General features: G+C 59.1%; 18 protein-coding genes. 9 read left to right on the forward strand and 9 right to left on the reverse strand.

Features of this window, described 5'->3' with window-relative positions; genetic code table 11:
• Positions 1-86 precede the first annotated feature (86 nt).
• Positions 87-692 (forward strand): response regulator transcription factor, encoded by a 606-nt coding sequence (locus ABIE13_RS04655; RefSeq protein ID WP_354441596.1) that lies wholly within the window; start codon positions 87-89, stop codon positions 690-692.
• Here ABIE13_RS04655 and ABIE13_RS04660 read toward each other — a convergent pair.
• The 3 genes from ABIE13_RS04660 to ABIE13_RS04670 form a co-directional block, all read right to left on the reverse strand.
• Positions 689-2,077, reverse strand: coding sequence for a sensor histidine kinase (locus ABIE13_RS04660; RefSeq protein WP_354441598.1), 1,389 nt, complete (start codon positions 2,075-2,077; stop codon positions 689-691). The two genes, ABIE13_RS04655 and ABIE13_RS04660, sit on opposite strands and share 4 nt — an antisense overlap.
• A gap of 28 nt (positions 2,078-2,105) precedes the next feature.
• Positions 2,106-3,191: a chorismate synthase gene (gene aroC, locus ABIE13_RS04665; protein ID WP_354441600.1), complete on the reverse strand. Its 1,086-nt coding sequence runs from the start codon at positions 3,189-3,191 to the stop codon at positions 2,106-2,108.
• Between the two features lie 63 nt (positions 3,192-3,254).
• A complete protein-coding gene (locus ABIE13_RS04670; RefSeq protein ID WP_354441602.1) occupies positions 3,255-3,704 on the reverse strand; it encodes a CBS domain-containing protein in 450 nt (149 codons plus the stop codon).
• A 103-nt stretch (positions 3,705-3,807) separates the two neighbouring features.
• On the opposite strand from ABIE13_RS04670, the gene ABIE13_RS04675 reads away from it, so the two are divergent.
• Entirely contained in the window at positions 3,808-5,112 is a 1,305-nt protein-coding gene (locus ABIE13_RS04675) for an O-acetylhomoserine aminocarboxypropyltransferase (RefSeq protein WP_354441604.1), read from the forward strand.
• A 404-nt stretch (positions 5,113-5,516) separates the two neighbouring features.
• The gene (locus ABIE13_RS04680; RefSeq protein ID WP_354441606.1) at positions 5,517-6,323 is read left to right on the forward strand and encodes an alpha/beta fold hydrolase; all 807 of its coding nucleotides are present in this window, start codon (positions 5,517-5,519) and stop codon (positions 6,321-6,323) included.
• Positions 6,324-6,425: 102 nt separating this feature from the next.
• Here ABIE13_RS04680 and ABIE13_RS04685 read toward each other — a convergent pair whose 3' ends face one another.
• From ABIE13_RS04685 to ABIE13_RS04695, 3 genes are read right to left on the reverse strand one after another with little or no spacing between them, the layout of a single operon-like run.
• A complete protein-coding gene (locus ABIE13_RS04685; protein WP_354441608.1) occupies positions 6,426-7,007 on the reverse strand; it encodes a GAF domain-containing protein in 582 nt (193 codons plus the stop codon).
• Positions 7,000-7,965: a Bug family tripartite tricarboxylate transporter substrate binding protein gene (locus tag ABIE13_RS04690; RefSeq protein ID WP_354441610.1), complete on the reverse strand. Its 966-nt coding sequence runs from the start codon at positions 7,963-7,965 to the stop codon at positions 7,000-7,002. Before ABIE13_RS04690 ends, ABIE13_RS04685 begins: the two co-directional genes overlap by 8 nt.
• A 27-nt stretch (positions 7,966-7,992) precedes the next feature.
• A complete protein-coding gene (locus ABIE13_RS04695; protein WP_354441612.1) occupies positions 7,993-9,831 on the reverse strand; it encodes a gamma-glutamyltransferase family protein in 1,839 nt (612 codons plus the stop codon).
• 109 nt (positions 9,832-9,940) lie between these two features.
• Here ABIE13_RS04695 and ABIE13_RS04700 point away from each other — a divergent pair, with 109 nt between their 5' ends.
• Positions 9,941-10,900 (forward strand): LysR family transcriptional regulator, encoded by a 960-nt coding sequence (locus tag ABIE13_RS04700; RefSeq protein ID WP_354441614.1) that lies wholly within the window; start codon positions 9,941-9,943, stop codon positions 10,898-10,900.
• A gap of 224 nt (positions 10,901-11,124) precedes the next feature.
• On the opposite strand, the gene ABIE13_RS04705 is transcribed toward ABIE13_RS04700, so the two are convergent.
• Both ABIE13_RS04705 and ABIE13_RS04710 read right to left on the reverse strand, forming a co-directional pair.
• Positions 11,125-11,565, reverse strand: coding sequence for a hypothetical protein (locus ABIE13_RS04705; RefSeq protein ID WP_354441616.1), 441 nt, complete (start codon positions 11,563-11,565; stop codon positions 11,125-11,127).
• A 92-nt stretch (positions 11,566-11,657) separates the two neighbouring features.
• Positions 11,658-12,899, reverse strand: a complete 1,242-nt coding sequence (locus tag ABIE13_RS04710) for a YihY family inner membrane protein (protein WP_354441618.1) — start codon at positions 12,897-12,899, stop codon at positions 11,658-11,660.
• 290 nt (positions 12,900-13,189) lie between these two features.
• On the opposite strand from ABIE13_RS04710, the gene ABIE13_RS04715 reads away from it, so the two are divergent.
• From ABIE13_RS04715 to ABIE13_RS04735, 5 genes are all read left to right on the forward strand, one after another.
• Positions 13,190-13,600, forward strand: a complete 411-nt coding sequence (locus ABIE13_RS04715; protein WP_354441620.1) for a DUF2069 domain-containing protein — start codon at positions 13,190-13,192, stop codon at positions 13,598-13,600.
• 16 nt (positions 13,601-13,616) lie between these two features.
• A complete protein-coding gene (locus ABIE13_RS04720) occupies positions 13,617-15,041 on the forward strand; it encodes an FAD-binding oxidoreductase (protein WP_354441622.1) in 1,425 nt (474 codons plus the stop codon).
• Positions 15,042-15,172: 131 nt separating this feature from the next.
• The gene (locus ABIE13_RS04725; protein ID WP_354441624.1) at positions 15,173-15,553 is read left to right on the forward strand and encodes a helix-turn-helix domain-containing protein; all 381 of its coding nucleotides are present in this window, start codon (positions 15,173-15,175) and stop codon (positions 15,551-15,553) included.
• On the forward strand, positions 15,550-16,800 hold the full coding sequence (locus ABIE13_RS04730; protein WP_354441626.1) for a type II toxin-antitoxin system HipA family toxin: 1,251 nt from the start codon (positions 15,550-15,552) through the stop codon (positions 16,798-16,800). The genes ABIE13_RS04725 and ABIE13_RS04730 overlap by 4 nt, the downstream gene beginning before the upstream one ends.
• A 54-nt stretch (positions 16,801-16,854) precedes the next feature.
• On the forward strand, positions 16,855-17,367 hold the full coding sequence (locus tag ABIE13_RS04735) for a GNAT family N-acetyltransferase (RefSeq protein WP_354441628.1): 513 nt from the start codon (positions 16,855-16,857) through the stop codon (positions 17,365-17,367).
• A 142-nt stretch (positions 17,368-17,509) separates the two neighbouring features.
• Here ABIE13_RS04735 and ABIE13_RS04740 read toward each other — a convergent pair whose 3' ends face one another.
• Entirely contained in the window at positions 17,510-19,327 is a 1,818-nt protein-coding gene (locus tag ABIE13_RS04740; protein WP_354441630.1) for a DEAD/DEAH box helicase, read from the reverse strand.
• Positions 19,328-20,046: the final 719 nt, after the last annotated feature.

The raw sequence follows: 20,046 nt of genomic DNA on the forward strand, positions 1-20,046 counted from the left end.
TTTGAACTGAGCGATTTGACAATTTCAGCATTCGGATAGTCCAAAATGACTCACCAAATAGAACAAAGCTTGTTCGGGAGTACATTGTGGCTATCTATGTAATCGACGACCATCCGCTCATGCGCGATGCCATCGTGATGCTGTTGCGTCGGGTGAAACCCGGCTCTGAAGTAGTGGAGTTGTCGCAACTTTCCGACCTGGAACAAACCGTCGCAGTGCGCGGTGCACCAGAGATCTTCTGTCTTGATTTGAAATTACCCGACACCGTGGGGATTTCAGGCGTCAAGGTATTGAAGGCCAACTATCCAGACGTTCCCTTGGCCGTCATCTCCGCGACTCCTGCTTCGGACGTTGAGGAATGGTGCCGCGAGGCCGGCGCGGATGTGTACATCGAGAAATCCAGCGGAGCCAGTGAAATCGCTGCCACTCTGCGGGTCATGATGCAGCCCGAAGGGCAAGACGGCGAATCAGAGGACGGCGAGGCTGGGCACCCCACCAAGCTGACCAAACGGCAGCGCCAACTCATTCTCATGCTGGATGAGGGGCTCTCCAACCGTGACATCGCCGAACGCCTGGGTATCAGCGAGCATACGGTCAAGGTGCACCTGTGGCGCCTGTTCCGGCGCCTGGGAGTCAAGAGCCGCACGCAGACCCTGCACTACGCGCGCCTGAACGGCATGCTCGGTTTCTAGCGAGCCACGGGAGTGGGCGGCCTATCCGATGTGCCGCTCTCTCCAAGGGGGATTTGCACGGTAAAAACCGACCCCCGGTGTTGTCTTGAGCGAACACTGACGCCGTAGCCCAAGAGGCTGGTCAGGCGCTGAACAATGGCCAGGCCCAGTCCAAAGCCCTCTTCGGTGCCAGCGGACTCCACCTTGTAGAACTCGCCAAATATGCGCGACAGCTCTTCCGGCGGCATCCCGATACCCGTATCCCACACCTCGAACCGCACTGCCCGAGGTTCTCTGCGCACAGCCAGAAGGACACCACCCTGGCGGGTATAACGCAAGGCGTTGGTGAGCAGGTTTCCAAGAATACGCTGCAGTATGGCGGGATCGGTCCGTAGAGTTTGTACAGGCGACGGGCGTATGCGCAGACTCAGATTGCGCTCCGCAGCCAAAGGGTGAAACTGAGCTTCCAGGTCTGACAGCAGCCGCTGAACATCTACCTGCTGCAACTCAACCTTGACTTGGCCTGCATCGAGCTTGACGAAATCAAACATCGAGTCAAACAAGGCATTCACAGCCGTCGTTGCCCGGAGAATCTTGGGGCTGAGTTCGGGGCTCAGCTCGGGCTCTTTCATCAACCACTCAGCATAGATACCCAGCGCATTGACCGGTTGCTTCAAATCATGCGCTGCACTCGCCAGGAATCTGTCCTTGAACCTCATGGCCTCTTGCAAGGCGCTTGCCTGCTGGCGCAGCGAATAGATCAGACGCGCATTCTGATAACTCAGATCGACTCTGCTGGAAAACATTCTGTGCTGCTTGCTGGCCACGGGCAGCAGCATCAACAAGAAAATCAGCAGCAGGCCGGGAAACCAAAAACTGCCTTCGCTATGAACGGCGTGCCAATCAAACAGATGGTGCAAGACAATGCTCGCGGCAAGGCAGGTGATGGTGGAGAAAAGGAAGCTGCGTGCAGTCTTCAAATGCGCAGACATCCACAGAACTGCGGACCCGCACACCCCTGCGACCAGCATCCAGCACACGGCCTCCAGTCTTGGAGGCAAGCGTTCCAACAGCAGCAAGGCGCTGCTCACCCACGCTGCGCCGTACAACCACCAGACCCATGCGTAACGCCGTGCAAATTCCAACTGCGCGCGGACGGCCTGCGACTCCAACTCAGTGAACCGGCGGCCAAACTCATGACGCAATACCGAAGCGGTCAAGACGGCGGCGGCCCACAACGCAAGCTGCCACCCCGGCACATAACGGTACAGCAGCGCGCACATCAGCCCAATCACCACGAGTGCAGCCACCTGCGTAGTACGCGCGCCAGCGACGAGCATGCCGTACTCGGCGGCTTCCACCCATTGTCCTTCCGGGGGAAGGACCCCATCGTTATCGGGCTTCATTTGAACGATAGCCCCGTCAGATACTGCCCTACTCAAAGCCCGCAGGAACCGGTACATCACCGCATTGCGCACGATGACGCAGGGCGTGCTCCATCACAACCAAGGCCAACAAGGCCTGTGCAATGGGGGTGGCACGTATGCCGACGCAAGGGTCATGCCGTCCTTTGGTGATCACGTCGACGGGCTGACCGGAAGTGTTGAGTGACTCACGCGGCACCAGGATTGAACTGGTGGGCTTGATGGCAATGGCCACTTCCAAATTCTGGCCGGTACTGATGCCGCCCAGCACTCCACCGTCGTGGTTAGATGCAAAGCCACCACCGGCCGTCAATGAATCGCCGTGCATGCTGCCCTTGTGAGCAACACTTGCAAAGCCGTCTCCGATTTCGACACCTTTGACGGCATTCAGACCCATCATGGCCTTGCCAATGTCCGCATCCAGCCGGTCATAGAGGGGCTCTCCCAGGCCGACGGGGACTTTTTCAGCCATGACACGCAGCCGGGCGCCACAAGAGTCGCCGGATTTTCGAAGGACATTCATGTAGTCCTCAATAGCGGAAACATCGGCCAATGGAGCAAAAAATGGATTGCTCTCGACGTGCGCCCAGTCTTCGAAACCTATTGGCAACTCCCCCACCTGGGTCATGCAACCGCGAAAGATGGTTCCGTACTTCTCGTAAAGCCACTTTTTAGCTACAGCGCCGGCTGCTACCGTGGGCGCTGTCAGGCGAGCAGAAGAGCGCCCACCGCCCCTGGGGTCCCGAATGCCGTATTTGCGCCAGTAGGTGTAGTCCGCGTGGCCGGGGCGGAAAGTCTGGACGATGTCGCCGTAATCCTTGCTGCGCTGGTCGGTATTGCGAATCAGCAGGCAGATGGGCGTGCCCGTAGTTCGGCCTTCATAGACACCGGAGAGGATTTCCACCGTGTCGGCCTCATTGCGCTGGGTGACAAACTTCGAAGTGCCGGGCCGGCGTCGGTCGAGGTCAGGCTGGATATCGCTCTCCGCCAGCGCCATGCCGGGAGGACAACCATCTATGACGCACCCAATGGCAGGGCCATGGGATTCACCAAAATTTGTAACTGCGAAAAGGGAGCCGAAGGTATTGCCACTCATAGGTGGCGATTATCTCCCGTGTCGCGGCACCCCGGCCAGGCACAGGGCGCTTTCCGTGGAACCTCAGGGACGCGCTTCGTCCTCAGGCCAATCGCGGATGTAAGCCTTGAGCATCTGATTTTCGAAATTCTGGCTGTCCACCACGGCTTTGGCCACGTCATAGAAGCTGATGACGCCCATCAACATTTTCTTGTCCATTACAGGCATATAGCGTGCATGGCGGTCCAGCATCATGCGCCTGACCTCGTCCATGTCGGTCTCCAGCGTGCAAGTGAGCGGGTGGTCGTCCATGGTAGTGCGCACAGGCACATCGCCCAGTTGACCGTTGGTTCTAGCCAACGCCAGAATGATTTCACGAAACGTCAGCATGCCCACCAAGTCTCCGTGCTCCATGACCACCAGCGAGCCGATGTCTTTCTCAGACATCACACTGATTGCATTGGCCAGGGGTTCGTCGGGCGTGACCGTAAACAGGGCGTTGCCCTTGACGCGCAAGATATCGCTGACTCTCATGCTCTTTTCCTTCCAGCACCAATGATCGTGTCCAAACAAATATAGCCCACAATGGGGCACGGCCACCAGCGGCCGGTAACAATTTTCAGCAGGAGAGCTTTGCATGTCCGGCTACGCCGATCCCGGCTTCGATACTCTGGCCATCCACGCCGGTGCCGCACCCGATGCGGCTACCGGCGCGCGCGCCGTACCGATCCACCTCACCACTTCCTTCGTCTTCGAGTCCAGCGACCACGCTGCGGCTTTGTTCAACCTGGAGCGCTCGGGCCACGTTTACAGCCGCCTCAGCAACCCGACCAACGCCGTACTCGAGCAGCGCGTCGCGGCGCTAGAGGGCGGCATAGGGGCGATCACCACGTCCAGCGGCCAAGCTGCCCTGCATTTAACCATCGCCACCTTGATGGGCGCTGGTAGCCATATTGTGGCCAGCACGGCGCTGTATGGGGGCAGCCAGAACCTTCTGCACTACACGATGCGGCGTTTCGGCATAGAGACCACATTCGTCAAACCGGGCGATATTGACGGTTGGCGCGCCGCCATTCGGCCCAATACCAAGCTTTTCTTCGGTGAGACCGTGGGAAACCCTGGCCTCGACGTGCTGGATATCCCCACCGTTTCCGCCATAGCGCATGAAGCCGGTGTGCCACTTTTGGTGGATTCGACCTTCACCACACCCTACCTGCTCAAACCGCTGGACCATGGTGCCGACCTGGTCTACCACTCTGCCACCAAATTCCTGAGCGGCCATGGCACAGTAATTGGCGGCATCGTGGTGGACGGTGGCTCCTTCGACTGGGACGCCAGCGGAAAATTTGCAGAGCTGACAGCGCCCTATGACGGTTTTCATGACATGGTGTTCAGCGAGGAAAGCACTGTGGGCGCGTTTCTGCTGCGCGCCAGACGCGAAGGCCTGCGCGATTTCGGAGCCTGCCTGAGTCCGCATTCGGCCTGGTTGATTCTGCAAGGTATTGAAACACTTCCGCTACGGATGGAAAAACATCTGGCCAATACCGAGAAAATTGTTCAATTCCTCTCCGAGCACCCCTTCGTCTCAGGTGTGCGCCACCCCATGCTGGCCTCACACCCCAGCCATGCGTTGGCCGAACGGCTGCTCAAGCACGGAGCCAAAGGCGCGGGCAGTGTCTTCAGCTTCGACATCAAAGGCTCCCGGGACCAGGGCAAACGTTTCATAGAACAGCTGAAGATATTCAGCCATCTGGCCAATGTGGGCGACTGCCGAAGCCTGGTGATCCACCCTGCCAGTACCACCCATTTTCGAATGAGCGATGACGCACTGGCGGGCGCTGGCATTGGACCGGGCACCATCAGGTTGTCGATTGGCCTGGAAGATGCCGATGACCTCATCGATGATTTGAAGCGGGCGCTTAAGGCTGCTGCTGGTATATGAGCTCCCCCCTGAGTCGCTGTCGCGCCTTCCCCCCCGGGGGACGCCACTGGCGGCCGGGCCAAGCCCGCTCCGCGGTGGCCCCAGCATGGCCTGCTCCGCGGCCTTTTGATTGGAGTACTCCCCTGGAGCGCACTCGTGCCGTCTCCTTTCGCCGGGCCCCCCGAGGGGGACGCAGCCAGCGGCCTGCCGAAGCCGACTGCGCGGCTGCTTACGATTGGTCTGCCCGGCGAGCATTTGATTTTTGCTTCCTCGCTCACTCAAGGATGATGGAGCAAGAAATAACTACCTTTTGCGCAGCAACGGACTGCTACTCCCTCTCCCGCCTGCGGGAGAGGGTGGGGGGCCGGCCAACCGGTGAGGGCCGGCAGCGCATCCAAGGGCGCTCGGCGCCGGAGAAAATTGATATGTTTCTGACCGTCAACGAACAAAAAATCTACGCTTATACGGGTGGCAAGGCGTTCAATGCCGCACAGCCCACTGTTGTTTTCATCCATGGGGTGCTGAACGACCACAGCGTCTGGATACTGCAGAGCCGGTACATGGCCAATCATGGCTGGAACGTGCTGGCCATTGATCTGCCAGGGCAAGGCAAGAGCATGGGCGAGCCCCCTGCGACGGTAGAAGACGCCGCTGACATGATCATTGCCCTGATTGCTGCAGCAGGGCTTAGCCAGGCGGCCTTGGTGGGCCACAGCTTCGGCTCGCTGATTGCGCTGGAGACCGCTGCACGCGCGCCTGCGCTGGTCAGCCACCTGGTCCTGGCAGGTGCTGCATACCCCATGAAGGTGTCACCCGCTCTGCTGGAAAACTCCATCAAGGCACCCGAAAAAGCGATTGCCATGGTGAATCAATTTTCACACTCGATGCTGGCTCCGCCACCTTCAGCACTGGGCCCTGGCACATGGCTTTACGGCGGCTCGCGAGCCCTGATGCGGCGCATGCTGCTCAGCAACGCAAAGACCAATGTGTTCTATACCGGATTCAAGGCGTGCGACAGCTACGCAGGCGGCGAGCAGGCCATGGCGGCAGTTCACTGCCCTACGCTCTTTCTGATTGGGCGCAACGATCAGATGACACCGCCCAAGTCCGCCAAAGCGTTGGCAGCCCACGCGCGGCTGGCCAAGGTAAAGGAGGTCAATGCAGGGCATTCACTCATGACAGAAGCACCTGACGAGGTGTTGGCCGCGTTGCGGGAATTTCTGGCGGAGTGACTTCCAGCAAAAGCGTGGAGGCCGTGGTTGGCAGGAATTAGCGCCCCTGCCAGCCTGCCACCGCGTGATGGAAGCTTCAGAGCGGTTTTAGCAATCCGCAAGTCACAGATGCGTAGATATTGCCTTCTGTTGACTCCGCGGTGAGGCCTCCATATTCGCCAAGTAACCGGCTGCCTGAGGCCGCATCAGTTCAGCAAGAAGCCTGATCACGATCTGGTCTCCAGAGGTCCAGCGTTCGCGTGTTCCGAGAACATTGAAAGTCGCGAAGCAACTGCCATCCTGCCGCACCAAAGGCACATTCATGACGGCCCGCAGACCCATGGATGCAATCAATTGAACGTCATCGAAAACGTCTTCCAGCGCACCCAGGCCCTCGCCGATAAAAAGCTCGCCGCGCAGCAACAGTTGCCGAGTCCAGTTCGTCATGGACTTGAGCTTCGTTCCACCGACAGGATATGCGTGCGGCCTGGAAGACCAGATACGCTGCAAGAGCACATCTCGCTCCGAAGCCGCATGAACGCGATTGACTGTCATCAACCCGTCGCCCAACACCGTTTGACGAAAGTGCTCTGCAAGGTCCATGGCGTCGTCAAAACCTTCAGCTCTGGGCAAGCGCTCGCACAAGACAGAGAATGCGTCAGCAGGCAGACCAATGAGGACTTCACCTCGTTCAGAGTCACTCATTCTTGATCCCGAGCTCGCGAATAATCTTGCCGTAACGGTCGGCATCGCTACGCAAGGTGGCGGCAAACTCCGCAGCCGTCGCGTTAGTCACCTCCACACCCATGCTGTCCATCCGAGCTTTCACATTCGGATCTGCCATGGCCGCGTTTGCAGCGGCGTTGAGGCGATCGACCAGCTCTTTAGGCATGCGTGCCGGGCCGAAGAAGCCATACCAGACTCCGAGCTCATAGCCCGGTAATGTTTCAGCCACAGTGGGCACTTCCGGCAGCAGAACGGAACGCTTGGCCTCCGTCACAGCAAGCAGCTTGAGTTTGCCCGCCTTGACATGCGGAAGGGTTTGGGTGCCTGCAGAAAACAGCACTTGAGTCTGGTCAGCCACGGTATCCACTACAGCCGGAGCACCACCCTTATAAGGAATGTGAGTCATGCGCACGCCAGCAGCGCGCTCAAAAAACACGGCGCTGAGGTGATTCGTTGAGCCGGCACCTGCGCTGGCGTAATTGAGCTTTCCGGGGTTGGCCTTGGCGTAGGCGACGAGCTCGCGAACGTTCTTGGCCGGCACTGAGTTGCTCACGACGAGTGTGTTGACGACGTTGGCCAGTTGCGCAATCGGCGTGAAGTCCTCAACACCCTTGAAGGGCATGTTATCCATCAATGCCGGGTTCATCGCGTGCGTGCTCATTGACCCCACCAACAAGGTGTAGCCGTCAGGACGTGCCTTGGCCACCATGTTTGAGCCGATGTTGCCAGACGCACCGGCGCGGTTGTCGACAATCACAGATTGGCCAAGCGATTTGGTGAGCTGTTCGGCGAGTGCGCGCGCAAGAATGTCCGTGGATCCGCCCGGCGCCCACGGAACTATCAGAGTAATGGGCTTTTCAGGATACGCTGCGGTCGCGATGCCGGCAGCTCCGAGCAGAAAAGCACCAAGGAAGTGTCTCAGGCGGATGAAAGTCATGGCTTTACTCCAAGGGTTAAAAACGGTTCAACGCCCGACGGCATAGCCTTGCATGCCACGCGGATTAGCTGCAGCACGCAGCAGAATGCGGCCACGCGAGTCGCGCTCTCTGCTGCATGCGGACATGCGGCTTTCTGACCAGTCCGGGCCAACCTTGACCTCATGTCCAGCTCTCCGGAGTTCATCGATTTCCGATGGCATGAACCGTGATTCAAGTGTCAGTTGGTTCAAGCGGGTTTGTCGCGGCCAGAATGAAGCGGGAAAATGATCGACGTGCCAGGCAGGCGCATCAATGGCCTCCTGGAGATTCATGCCGTGAACGGCATGACGAAGAAAGAATGCGGGCGACCACTGATCCTGCTGATCGCCTCCAGGTGTGCCAAAGACCATGTAAGGCTCGCCGTCTCGCAGCGCCAGCGAAGGTGACAAAGTCGTGCAGGGGGAAACGCCTGGCGTAAGGCTGTTGGGCAGACCAGCGTCCATCCAGGTCATTTGCAGTCGCGTGTTGATCGCAAAGCCCAGAGCCGGTACCGTTGGACTGGAGGAAAGCCATCCGCCCGAAGGTGTGGCAGCTGCCATGTTGCCATGCCGGTCGATCACGTCTATGTGACAGGTGTCGCCAACGAACACTTCGCTCTCTGCCCATTGAGAAACAGGTGGCAGCGTCGCGAATGTGGGCTCGCCTATGCCGAATCGGGTGTCAGCGGTCAGCAATGTGCGGCGAGCTACATCCAGGTCGGGCAAACGAGGGCTGCGGCCAAGCGGATCACCAGGACGCAATTCTTTAGAGGCTAATTCGCCAACTTCGGCCCAGCGAGCGCCTAGATACTCGTCCGACAGCAGCGCCATCTGCACTTCAATGTTCGCGCCAGGCGCCACGCCATACCAAGCCAAACGGTCTGCCATGGCAAGTTTGGCGGCCTCGGCAATGCGGTGGACAAAACCTGCGGTGTGAGGTGTAAACTGTTCCAAGCCCGCGTGACGCAGCATCCCAATCTGCTGAAGAAAGGCCGGCCCCTGGCTCCAGTAACCGCACTTGGCCAGCGTATAGCGGCCAAAGTCCACCGTCAGAGGTGACTCCACTGCTGGGGACCATGCAGCCATGTCCTCATAGCGCAGCAGACCACCATGGAGCTCGCCGCTGGTGTCTTGCACTTTGGCGCTCCGGTAGTAAACATCTATCTCCCGTGCCACGAAGCCCTGGTACCAAAGCTTGATCGCTGCGTCGATTTGGGTGGTCCGGTCTTCGCTGCTTGCCTGCGCCTCTTGAATGATGCGTTCATAGGTTTTTGCCAATTGGGGTATCTGGAAAAGCTCCCCAGGCACGGGTACACGGCCACCCGGCAGCCATACATCGGCTGAGCTGGTCCATTGCGTGCGAAAAAGCTCCTGCACTGCATAGATGGCTTGTACTGCGCGCGGAATCAGCGGAAACCCGTCCCTCGCATATCGAATGGCAGGAGCCAATACGTCGGCCAAAGACCACGTCCCATGCTCGCGCAGCAAAGTCATCCAGGCACCGAAGGCGCCGGGCACAGTAGCAGGCAATAGACCGATGCCTGGCACTTGCTCAAACCCCATGCGCCGAAAAACCTCAACCGTAGCCGCCATCGGTGCTACGCCCTGACCATTGATCGCCAGCGTTTTTCCCAAACGTTCGTTCCAAAGCAGGATAGGGGCTTCGCCGCCCGGGCCATTCAAATGAGGTTCCACAACCTGCAGCACAAACCCACCGGCAACGGCCGCGTCAAAGGCATTGCCCCCACGTTCAAGAACACCCATGGCCGCCTGCGAAGCGAGCCAATGGGTTGAAGATACGACGCCGAAGGTGCCGGAAATCTCCGGCCGTGTGGTGAATTCGCTCATTTGATGCCAGTAAGTGACGGGGCCTTTTGCTCATCCACTGTACGCTTTTGAAATAGACTGATGGCAATGAATTTGCATAGATTCATATCATTAATGCTATTTCTTACCCATGGATAACCCTAGCTTCCTTATCCAAAGCGCACTTGAGTCGCGTATCAAGGTTCGCCATTACCGCCTCCTGGTCGCCCTTGATCAGCTGCGGTCGGTCACACGTGTAGCCGAGGCCTTGGGTATCAGCCAGCCGTCGGTGACGCGCTCACTCGCAGACATTGAAGCTGTTTTTCGAACGCCGCTTTTTGTCCGCACTGGCAGAGGTTTGGAGCCTACGGCAGCGGGTCATGTGGTCATAGCCCGGGCAGCGCACGCGATCTCGGAAAGTCAGGCGCTGTTGGGTGAGCTGGAGAGCGTGCAAGCTGGTCTCCAGGGCAGACTGCGCCTGGGTGTTATTCCTTACGCCTCCACCCGTGTGCTTGACGCAGCGTGGGCGCATCTGTTCTCGCTGCGTCCACGGGTCAGCATGACCGCCACGGAAGACACGACCGGGCCACTGCTGGCGGCACTGCGCGCCCGCACCTTGGATTGCGCCATATGCCGCTTCTCGCCGGACAGCGGAGATTCCGGTGACGATATTGAGCATGTGCTGCTCTATCACCAGCGGGCTCGCCTGGTGGTGGCTCGTCCAAGTGCGGCCTTGCTCACGAGGTATTCAGAGTTGGACGTTGCACGGCTGCATGAAATGGACTGGATTTTTCCACCCGCTGAAACACCGATCGGCCAAATGATCGAAGCCATTTTTTCTGCGGCAGGCCGCAAACTGCCAGTTCCAGCATTGGAAGCATACGCAGTACGCACAATGGCTTCAGCCTTGCGCACACTCCCGCGCGGTATCACGATTCTTCCGGACGATATCGCGCAAGCGGTTTGCGTTGGTGGTGCCGCAGAGATATTGCCGCACGTGTTGCCTTATTCATTGCCGCCCGTGGGATTGGCCTGGCTCAGAGGGTCCCCAAAGTCTGATCACATTGCCACGCTACGGGACTCGCTATTGGCGGTCTTGCAAACCGCGTGAACGGTGTCCCCACGAGTTGCTGGCACCGCGGGAAAAAGAGATACACCTTACGTCTTTTGTTGCCGGGGAAAAGACCAGTGCGGTACCGGGTCAGGGTATCAGCACCCTCTCCCGCAGGCGGGAGAGGGTGGGGGTGAGGGTAAGGCCCCCTGAGGCGGCTGCGCGCCCTCCTCCCACGGCGACGCAGTCAGCTCCGGGGCGTCTGGCGCGCGCAGGTGGTTCGTTCAATTTTTTCGGAATTGCTTGCGCAGAAACGGTTTGTGGCGGGCGATGTGTTCCATCTGGGGTTCAGCAATCGTGCCGCCCAGGTCCTCACCGTCCCCGTTGAGTACATCGTTGGCAAACGCCATGGCACGCGCCACGACTTCGGTCTCGCTCACGCCTTGCTGCGCAGCCAGATCCATGGCCACGCGCCGCATGGCACGTTGCGACAACATCCACATCGCACTGTACGCATCCCAGGCAGCAGCGGCCTCCTTCGACTTTTCTGTGTCAGCCAGGATTTCATTCAAGGGCTTGGCAAGGATGGCTTGAAGTTCATCCAGTTGCTCCTGCAACTCGTCCACGCGCGCCTCCATCTGCGCCGGTGTGGGAGAAGCCGGGACGGTTCCGTCGGGGTTCAACTGGGACATGGGAATGAGATCAAGGGAGGGAGAAGATGGCATGAAAGCTTTCAGGGCGCCGCAAATGATAAGGCTGTCAATAGGCTTTCACAGCCGCAACCACGCCCTCGAAGCCCCTGGCCAGTCCACCAGGCTCAGCTGTGCCGGGGTCGTTCAAGAATATCTTTGACCATTAAGGCAGCGACGCCCTCATGCCGCCACCAGGACTCAAGCCCTTTGTCGGGCACTAGCAACAAGCGCTCCATCAGCGGTGCCAGCGGGGTCTGATCGGGATTGGCCAAGAGTACATAACGAGGCTGCTCGTTCTCCTTCAAAGTTGCCAGCTCCCCTACCCAGTCCAGCTTTTGCAGCGTTTCAATCACAGGGCTGAGTTGAAGGGTGTCAACGCGAAGGGCCTGGGCCAGTTGCGGAAGCGTCATACCCCGGGATCTGGAATCTCGCACGTCGGCCAGCGCCTGCAAGACCTCACACCCCAGTTGAAACTCCCACCCAGGGCCACCGCCTCGCCGCGCGACGCCGGATATGAGACTGGGAAGATAAGCTGCGATGACGGCCCCAAACAACACAATCAGCCAACATATATAGATCCAGAGCAGCAAAATGGGCACCGCCGCAAAGGTGCCATAGATCAACGAATAGGTCGGAATTCGAGACAGATACCAGCTGAGGATCTGCTTGACCAGGCCGATGCAGATAGCCACGAACAAGCCTCCCGCGAAGGCGTGTTTCCATTTGACTGGCGTATTCGGAACGTAGCGGTAGAGCAGCGCAAGGCCACCCGCGAGCAGGAAAAACTGAGCGGTGTCGAGCAAAAAGTTAACGCCGCCAGGCAGGTCAGGCAAGACACCGCGCGAACGTGTCACCACGTACGAAGTGATGGCCAGGCTTCCCCCCATGACCAGCGGAGCCAAGGTCAGCACAGCCCAATACACCAACACGCGTTGCCCTAACGGACGCTGAATGGTCACGCGCCAGATATCGTTCAGCGTATGGTCTATGGTGAGCACCAGCATAAGGGTGGTGATGAAAAAACCAATGCCCCCCGCCACACCCAGTTCACTCGCCTTGCCAGCGAACTGCGTCAGGTAGTCCAGCACGTTGCTCGCTATGCTGGCTGGAATCAGGCTCTCGATCAGCCACTGCTCCAGGGCGGCCTGAAGTTCCGCAAACAGCGGAAACGCCGTGAACACGGAAAGCACAATGGCAAAAAATGGGACCAGCGCCAGAGTGGACGTAAAGGTCAGCGAACTGGCCGTCAGCCCCAACCGGTCTTGCTGAAAACGCTGCCACAAGGTCGCGGCAGTGGGCAGGACCGGAAAATCGGTTACTCCATCGATAAATTCGTGCGCACGCGCCCGCAAAGCGTTCAACTTCATACCAGTATCATCCTAGGGCGTGTCATCAATTAAACCCCCCACGCGTTGCCAAGCCAGGCGTGGCGAGCGCCGTGTACTACTGTACACAAGCGAGCCACAACAAAGCTTGGCTCGCCCTAGGGCCTCTTGAGTGACAACCCCTTTCACCCACAATTGACGGCTTGTGCGCCCCTAATGGCCACGCCACCTTTCGATTGAGCTCTTTGCTACCCTTCAGATGCTAGAGAAAAGTCCAAAGTGGCCGCTCTGGCCTTCCCAGGTTTCCTTTCGATCTCCAGAATAACACCCGCATGCCAAAGCCTGTTCCTGCCCCTGCGCCAGCACAAGCGCCCCCTGAAGTGCGCAGGACGCGCGCGGTGGCCGTTGTCAGCCTGATTGCGCTCATTGTGCTCGTCCTGGCCTGGGAGCTGTGGCTGGCTCCACTGCGGCCCGGGGGTTCGTGGCTGGCTCTCAAGGCCCTGCCTTTGATCCTGCCGCTGCCAGGCTTGCTCCGAAATCGCATGTATACCTACCGCTGGACCTCACTTTTCGTGTGGCTCTACGCCACCGAAGGACTTGTGCGCGCAGCCAGTGACCGCCCACCCAGCAATTACCTGGCGATGGTTCAGGTGCTGCTTTGTGTCGCGCTATTCACAGCCTGCACCTTGCACATACGCATACGCCAGCGCAATGCCAAGCAAGCCACTCCCGCGAACTCCTAACTGAGAAGATATTTCAATGGACCATTCCAGCCTTCTTGAAGACCTGCGCAACATTGTCGGAGCGGCCCATGTGCTGACCGAAGGTGACCTGAGCGCCTACACCCGCGACTGGCGCAAGCGCGCGGAAGGCACCGCGCTCGCAGTGGTACGTCCGGCGGATACAGAACAGGTTGCCGCCGTGGTGCGCGCATGCTCAAAACATGGCGCCAGCATCGTGCCGCAAGGTGGCAACACCGGTCTGGCCGTAGGCGCCGTGCCGGACACAAGCGGCTCGCAGGTGGTGCTCAGCTTGAGGCGCATGGACAAAGTTCGTGCCCTCGATCCGGCCAACCTCACCATCACGGTCGAAGCGGGCTGCATCCTGCAAAACTTGCAGGAGACTGCAGAGGCTGCAGGCTTCCTCTTTCCATTGAGCCTGGCTGCCGAAGGCAGTTGCACGATCGGGGGCAACCTGGGCACCAACGCAGGGGGCACCCAGGTTGTTCGCTATGGCAATGCACGCGAGCTTTGCCTGGGCATTGAAGTGGTGACGGCGCAAGGAGAGATCTGGAATGGCCTCACCGGCCTTCGGAAAGACAATACGGGATATGACCTTCGCGACCTGTTCATCGGCAGCGAAGGCACTCTAGGGGTCATCACAGCGGCCACCATGAAGCTCTACCCCTTGCCAGCCGCACGGCTGACCGCATGGGCGGCCGTGCCATCCATGCAGGCTGCGGTGGATCTGCTGGGCCTGGCGCACAAGCACCTGGGCGCTGGGCTGACAGGGTTCGAAGTGATGAATCAGTTTTCCTTGAGTCTGGTCGACAAGCACCTTCCGCAATTGCGTGTACCTTTTTGGCGCGATTACCCCTGGTGCGTTCTGGTGGAAAACTCCGATCACGAAAGCGAAGAGCATGCCCGCACGCAGTTTGAAGGCCTGCTTGAGGCTGCGCTGGAAGCAGGCTGTGTGTCCGATGCCATCGTCGCAGAAAGCCTGGCCCAGGCCAGCACCCTGTGGCATATCCGGGAAAGCATTCCCATGGCGCAGGCAGAAGAAGGGCTGAACATCAAACAGGATATCAGCGTACCAATCTCCCGCATTCCTGCGTTCGTGGCGGAGACCGATGCAGCGCTGACGCGTGAAATTCCAGGCGTACGGTTGGTCGATTTTGGTCATCTCGGCGATGGAAATCTTCACTACAACGTACAGACGCCGGAAGGTGGAGATGCGCGTGAGTTCCTGCTCAAGTACGAAGACCGGATCAACGCCCTGGTCTTCGATTCAGTGGCAAAGCATGAGGGATCCATCAGTGCCGAACACGGCATTGGCAGTTTAAAGGTAGACAAGTTGCCCAGCTATAAGTCTGCGGTGGCGCTGGACATGATGCGCGCAATCAAGACAGCTCTGGACCCACAAGGCATCATGAACCCGGGACGGGTACTCAGCACTCAGGTGTAAGGCTCTTCGCAACATCCTGGGAGCAGCCCCAGGGGTCAGTGCCTTAGCCATTGAGGGTCAGAAAACATAATCATCTGATCCAAAACAAATATATATGTTGGTATTTTCGCAAATGAACTAACATATATGCCATGCCAAAGCGTTCCCAGGCCATTGACGCCATGCCTTCCGCCGTGCTGGCTCACTTACGCGCGCTGGGGGAGAACCTCAGCATTGCGCGCAAGCGCCGGCGCGAGCCCCTTGCCTCCTGGGCCCAGCGCATCGGCGTATCCGAGCCCACGCTCATGCGTATGGAGAAGGGCGATCCAAGTGTCTCCATGGGTGTTTACGCTACAGCCCTCTGGCTGATGGGCCGCGCGCAGGTCTTACCGGAGTGCGCATCGCCGGAATTTGACTTGGGCGCACTGGAGGATTCGGTGCGAGCGGCAAAGACGCGGTCGGTGCGCAAACGCCCGTCCCTCTATGGCCCGGCGGCAGGCTCCGAAGCAGACACTGGGAGCGGCGAGCCATGACCCCTTTCGATCTTCAGCATTACGAGCCCGGCGACATACTGTACCTTTGGTTTCTGGCGAACCCCGCAGCTCCCCGCCTCATCGGCGAATTGCGAATGGCTCGATCGCACAAGGGCGTGTCGCTGGTCTATGCGCCGCAGTGGTTGAAATCTGGCTTTGCGCTAAGCGAAGACCTTCCCCTCACTCAGGGGGAATTTTTTCCACATGAAAAAGAAACCGCTGCTGGCGCGGTCGATGACGCCCGCCCAGACCGCTGGGGCGAGCGGGTGATCCGCGCACTGGACAAGCCACCACGATTGGCCGTACTCGATTTTCTCTTCTTCGCCGGGGATCAACGCTTCGGCGCGCTGGGAGTTTCCGTATCCGCCAGCAAATACCTGGCGCGTGATACCGGTCCATTACCTCAGCTCGAAGAGGCGGGACAGGTGCACGCACTGGTTACTCAAATCCTGTCCGGCGAGCCTGTGGAAGAATCCAAACGCAGACTCATTACTCCCGGAACCACGCTCGGCGGGGCTCGCCCAAAGGCGTTGTTGGAACTGCACGGCCATCCCTGGGTGCTGAAATTCAGCGAACCCGGCGAACCCATCGACATGCCTCTGGTCGAACACGCTGCGATGACGTTAGCCGGCCATGCCGGCATTCGCGCCGCACGTACGCGGCCTGTGAAACTTGGCCAAGGCCACGCTGTGGCCGTTCAGCGCTTCGACCGCGAGCCGGGTGGTATGCGCAGGCATGCACTTTCCGCCAACGTAGCGCTCAAGGGTGCCGGTGAGGCTTTGGGATACCCCGAACTGGCGCAATGGCTGCGTCGACGCGGCATCACGGCGGGTGGCCTGCACCTGGCTCAGATGCGTGAACTGTTCCGCCGCATGGTGTTCAACATTCTGATCGATAACACAGACGACCACGAGAAGAACCATGCGCTACTGATGGCAGACAGCGGCGAATACGAACTCTCGCCCGCATTCGACATACTACCGTCGGGCCAGGCACTCGGCTATCAGCAAATGCGGGTGGGTGCCGATGCTAGCGATGCGACTCTGGAAAACGCGCTATCTGAGCACGGACAATTCGGCTTGAGGCGGGATGAAGCCGTAGCCGAGGTGCGTCAGGTGTGCGCGGCCGTATCGGGGTGGAAAGAGCACTTCGCGCATACGGGCGTGATCGCGGCCGACATCGAATCCCTGGCCGGACAAATCGACCGGCCATTCCTGCTGGAGCAGCGCAAGGCGTTCGCTTCTTAAAGACAAGAACGGCGCCAGCGGCACTCTGGAAGTGGGTTTCAAAAGAAAGTTAGTGTGGTGATTTCAATTCGACCAGCAGAACCCAATGAATGGCGAACCTATCGAGATGTGCGCCTTCAGGCGCTGCTTGATTCTCCAAATGCCTTTGGCAGTACGTATGAAGCAGAGGTCGGGAGAACAGACGCCCTGTGGGCAGCACGGATGGCTGCTGCGGCTTCCTCGGGTCAGGACCGCGCCCTTTTCGCGTGCGATGGAGATCGCGTTTGCGGTCTTGTCTGGTGCAAGTTGTCGCCCGACGAGCCGATGGTCGCGAACATCTACCAGATGTGGGTTGATCCAGCTTCCCGCGGAACGGGAGCTGGACGGGCCCTGCTTGGAGAAGCCATCGCCTGGGCTGAAGCCGCCGGTGCGCGTCGGGTGTGCTTAGGAGTCACCGCAGCAGACACACCAGCGATGCGCCTGTATCTGGCATTTGGCTTTCGCTCCGCAGGGTCCGCGGAACCGCTGCGTGAAGGCTCCTTCCTCATGGTTCAGCCGATGAGCCTGACGTTAGGATCTGCCAGTTGAACCCTGGCCACGCACTGTTTGCCAGAAAACCAGAGAAGCCACTTCCGCTCTCTTAAACGGCGTGACTCACGCTTGCGCTTTCCCAAGCAAAAAAGGAGCACTTGCGTGCTCCTTTTTTGTCTATCAGCGCTTGTGTTAACTATTAGCGCGGCGAATAAGGCTTGGCAGTGCGCGTAGCAGGGCCGCCATGGCCGCGCGGAGCGCCACCCGGCTTGCGGTTCTGACCGAAAGCTGCTGCTTTCACGCGGCCAGCAGGTTGGCCGTGAGAAGGCTTGCCGAAGTTACCACCACCGCCCTCGTTACGACGAGGAGCCGCACCACGTTCGCTGCGATCGAACGCACCTTCGGGCTTGAACTGACGGGGACCACGGGAGTCGCCACGGGAGTCTCCTCCGCGTGGGCCACCGAAGGACTCGCGGCCACGACCACCGCCACCAAAGCTGTCACGGCCACCGAAACCTTCACGGCCGCCAGGACGACGCGACCGACCGGCTGGCTTGCCGCCACGGCCATATTCCTTGGGACCTGTGACTGCAGGGAACTGTTTGGTCGGCTCCAGGCCGTCGATCGTCAGAGGGCGGAAAGGCTGCTGTGTGTAAGCCTCGATATCGGCCAAGCGGCGGCGATCACGGATTTCAGCCAGGGTGATGGCCAGTCCATCGCGACCAGCACGGCCCGTACGGCCAATACGGTGCGTGTAATCTTCAGCTTTCATAGGAAGGCCAAAGTTGAACACGTGCGTGATGGTGGGCACGTCAATACCGCGTGCTGCCACGTCCGTAGCAACCAGAATCTGAACCCGGCCGTCACGCAATGCGCTCAAGCGGCGGTTACGGACAGCCTGGCTCAAGGCGCCATGCAGGGAAACGGCGGCAAAGTTGGCTTGCTGCAGTTCCTCAGCCAGTTGTTCGCATTCCACTTGTGTGCAAGCGAAGACGATGGCCTGGTTGATGCCAGGGTCGCGCAGCCAGTAGTCCAGCAGGCGGCGCTTGTGCTCTGGGGTATCTGCCCAGTAGAGTTCCTGACGAATGTTGGCATGCGCCTCACGTGGCGAATCGATCTGGATGCGCTGCACACGTGCACCGCCGTCGTGCATCACGCGCATGGCCAGTTGCTGGATGCGTGGCGCGAAAGTGGCGGAGAACATCATGGTCTGCTGACGCTGGGCAGTCAAGTTATTGACTTCTTCGAGATCGTCCGAGAAGCCCAGATCCAACATGCGGTCAGCTTCGTCAACCACCAGGAAACGCACTTCATCGAGCTTGATCTGGCCAGAGCGTTGCAGGTCCAGAAGGCGGCCAGGGGTGGCAACCACGAGGTCAGCATTTTGCAGCTTGGCAATCTGCAGTTGGTAAGGCATACCGCCCACAATGTTGGCCACGCGCAGGCCGCGGCAATGGCGAACCAGGTCGATGGCGTCAGCAGCCACCTGTTGCGCCAGCTCACGCGTGGGGCAAAGGATCAGCGCGCCGGGGACAGCGGGCTTGAAGTTGCGCGAGCTCGTAGGGTCTTTACGACGCGGACGTTTGGGAGCAGGCTCTCCACGCTCCAGGGCTTCAGCCACTTTGGCGTCCCAATCGGCTTTCTCTTGTTCAAAGGCCTTTTGCTGCACAGTCAGGAGGGTGTGGAGCACTGGCAGCAGAAACGCTGCAGTCTTGCCACTGCCGGTCTGGCTGGAGACCATCAGGTCGGCGAGGTTCTTGGCATCTGTTGGAAGCGCAAGTGGAATGGCGCGAGCTTGCACAGCGGTGGGATCAGTGAAACCCATGTCTGTGACGGCTTGCACCAATTCTGGGGCCAGGCCCATGGCTGCAAACGCATTTACTTTTGGCGCAGCGGGTGCAGCAGCAGACGCGGCTTCTTCCGAAGCCACGGTGTCTTGAACGAGCCGAGCCATCAAATCCGCGGCCGTAGTCTCTTGGGACGGCAGCGCCGTCAAATGATCAAAGGAGTCCATCATGTTTCTTTCCGGCATGCAGCGGCAGAACCTAGCCCTTATGAAAGGTTTGGGCAGGACGGCGCGGACGCGCATGTCAAATGGTCGGGTACTTATAGAACCCGGGGTTTAAAAAAACACCAACCATCCAACAACGCGGCAAGCAAAAGAAACGGCGTAGCGCCGGGGAAGTAACTAAGAGTGCGGCCTGGTCCTGAAATTGGCTAGGGCTGCACCCCTGTCCTTCACCTTTTAGTCAATCCAGCCTGGTTAGGCGGGTGACAGCGTGCGAGAAGGGAGATGTATCTGCTACGCGCCAACTCTTTTGGCTAGCGCGAAGCCCCTGATTATCGCTGCAAAACCCAAATCATGCAACCACCACAAAAAGAGGCAAAAAAGAAGGCTTTCGAGAAAGGGTTTTCCCGAGCTTTTTCAAAAAAGATGTTCTATTCGCCGACTAAGAGCACATGGCTCGGCATACCGCAAGGGGACTCCAGAGAGTGATCACAGACGACTCTCCACCAATTGACCGCATGCAGGCCCGCCTTGAACCTGTTGATCCTTTCAAAAATCAAGACAAATACCCGTTCAGGGCTGAGGTTCCATGGTTTTGGTCAAGAGTTAAGTGGCATTTGAATTAACTGAAACCGTTCGGGCTGAGCCTGTCGAAGCCTTGTGCAACGCCACTTCGACAGGCTCAGGACAGGCTCAGGACAGGCTCAGGACAGGCTCAGAAGGTGTGA

It is taken from the genome of Ottowia thiooxydans (assembly GCF_040548795.1).
GTDB lineage: Bacteria > Pseudomonadota > Gammaproteobacteria > Burkholderiales > Burkholderiaceae_C > Ottowia > Ottowia thiooxydans_A.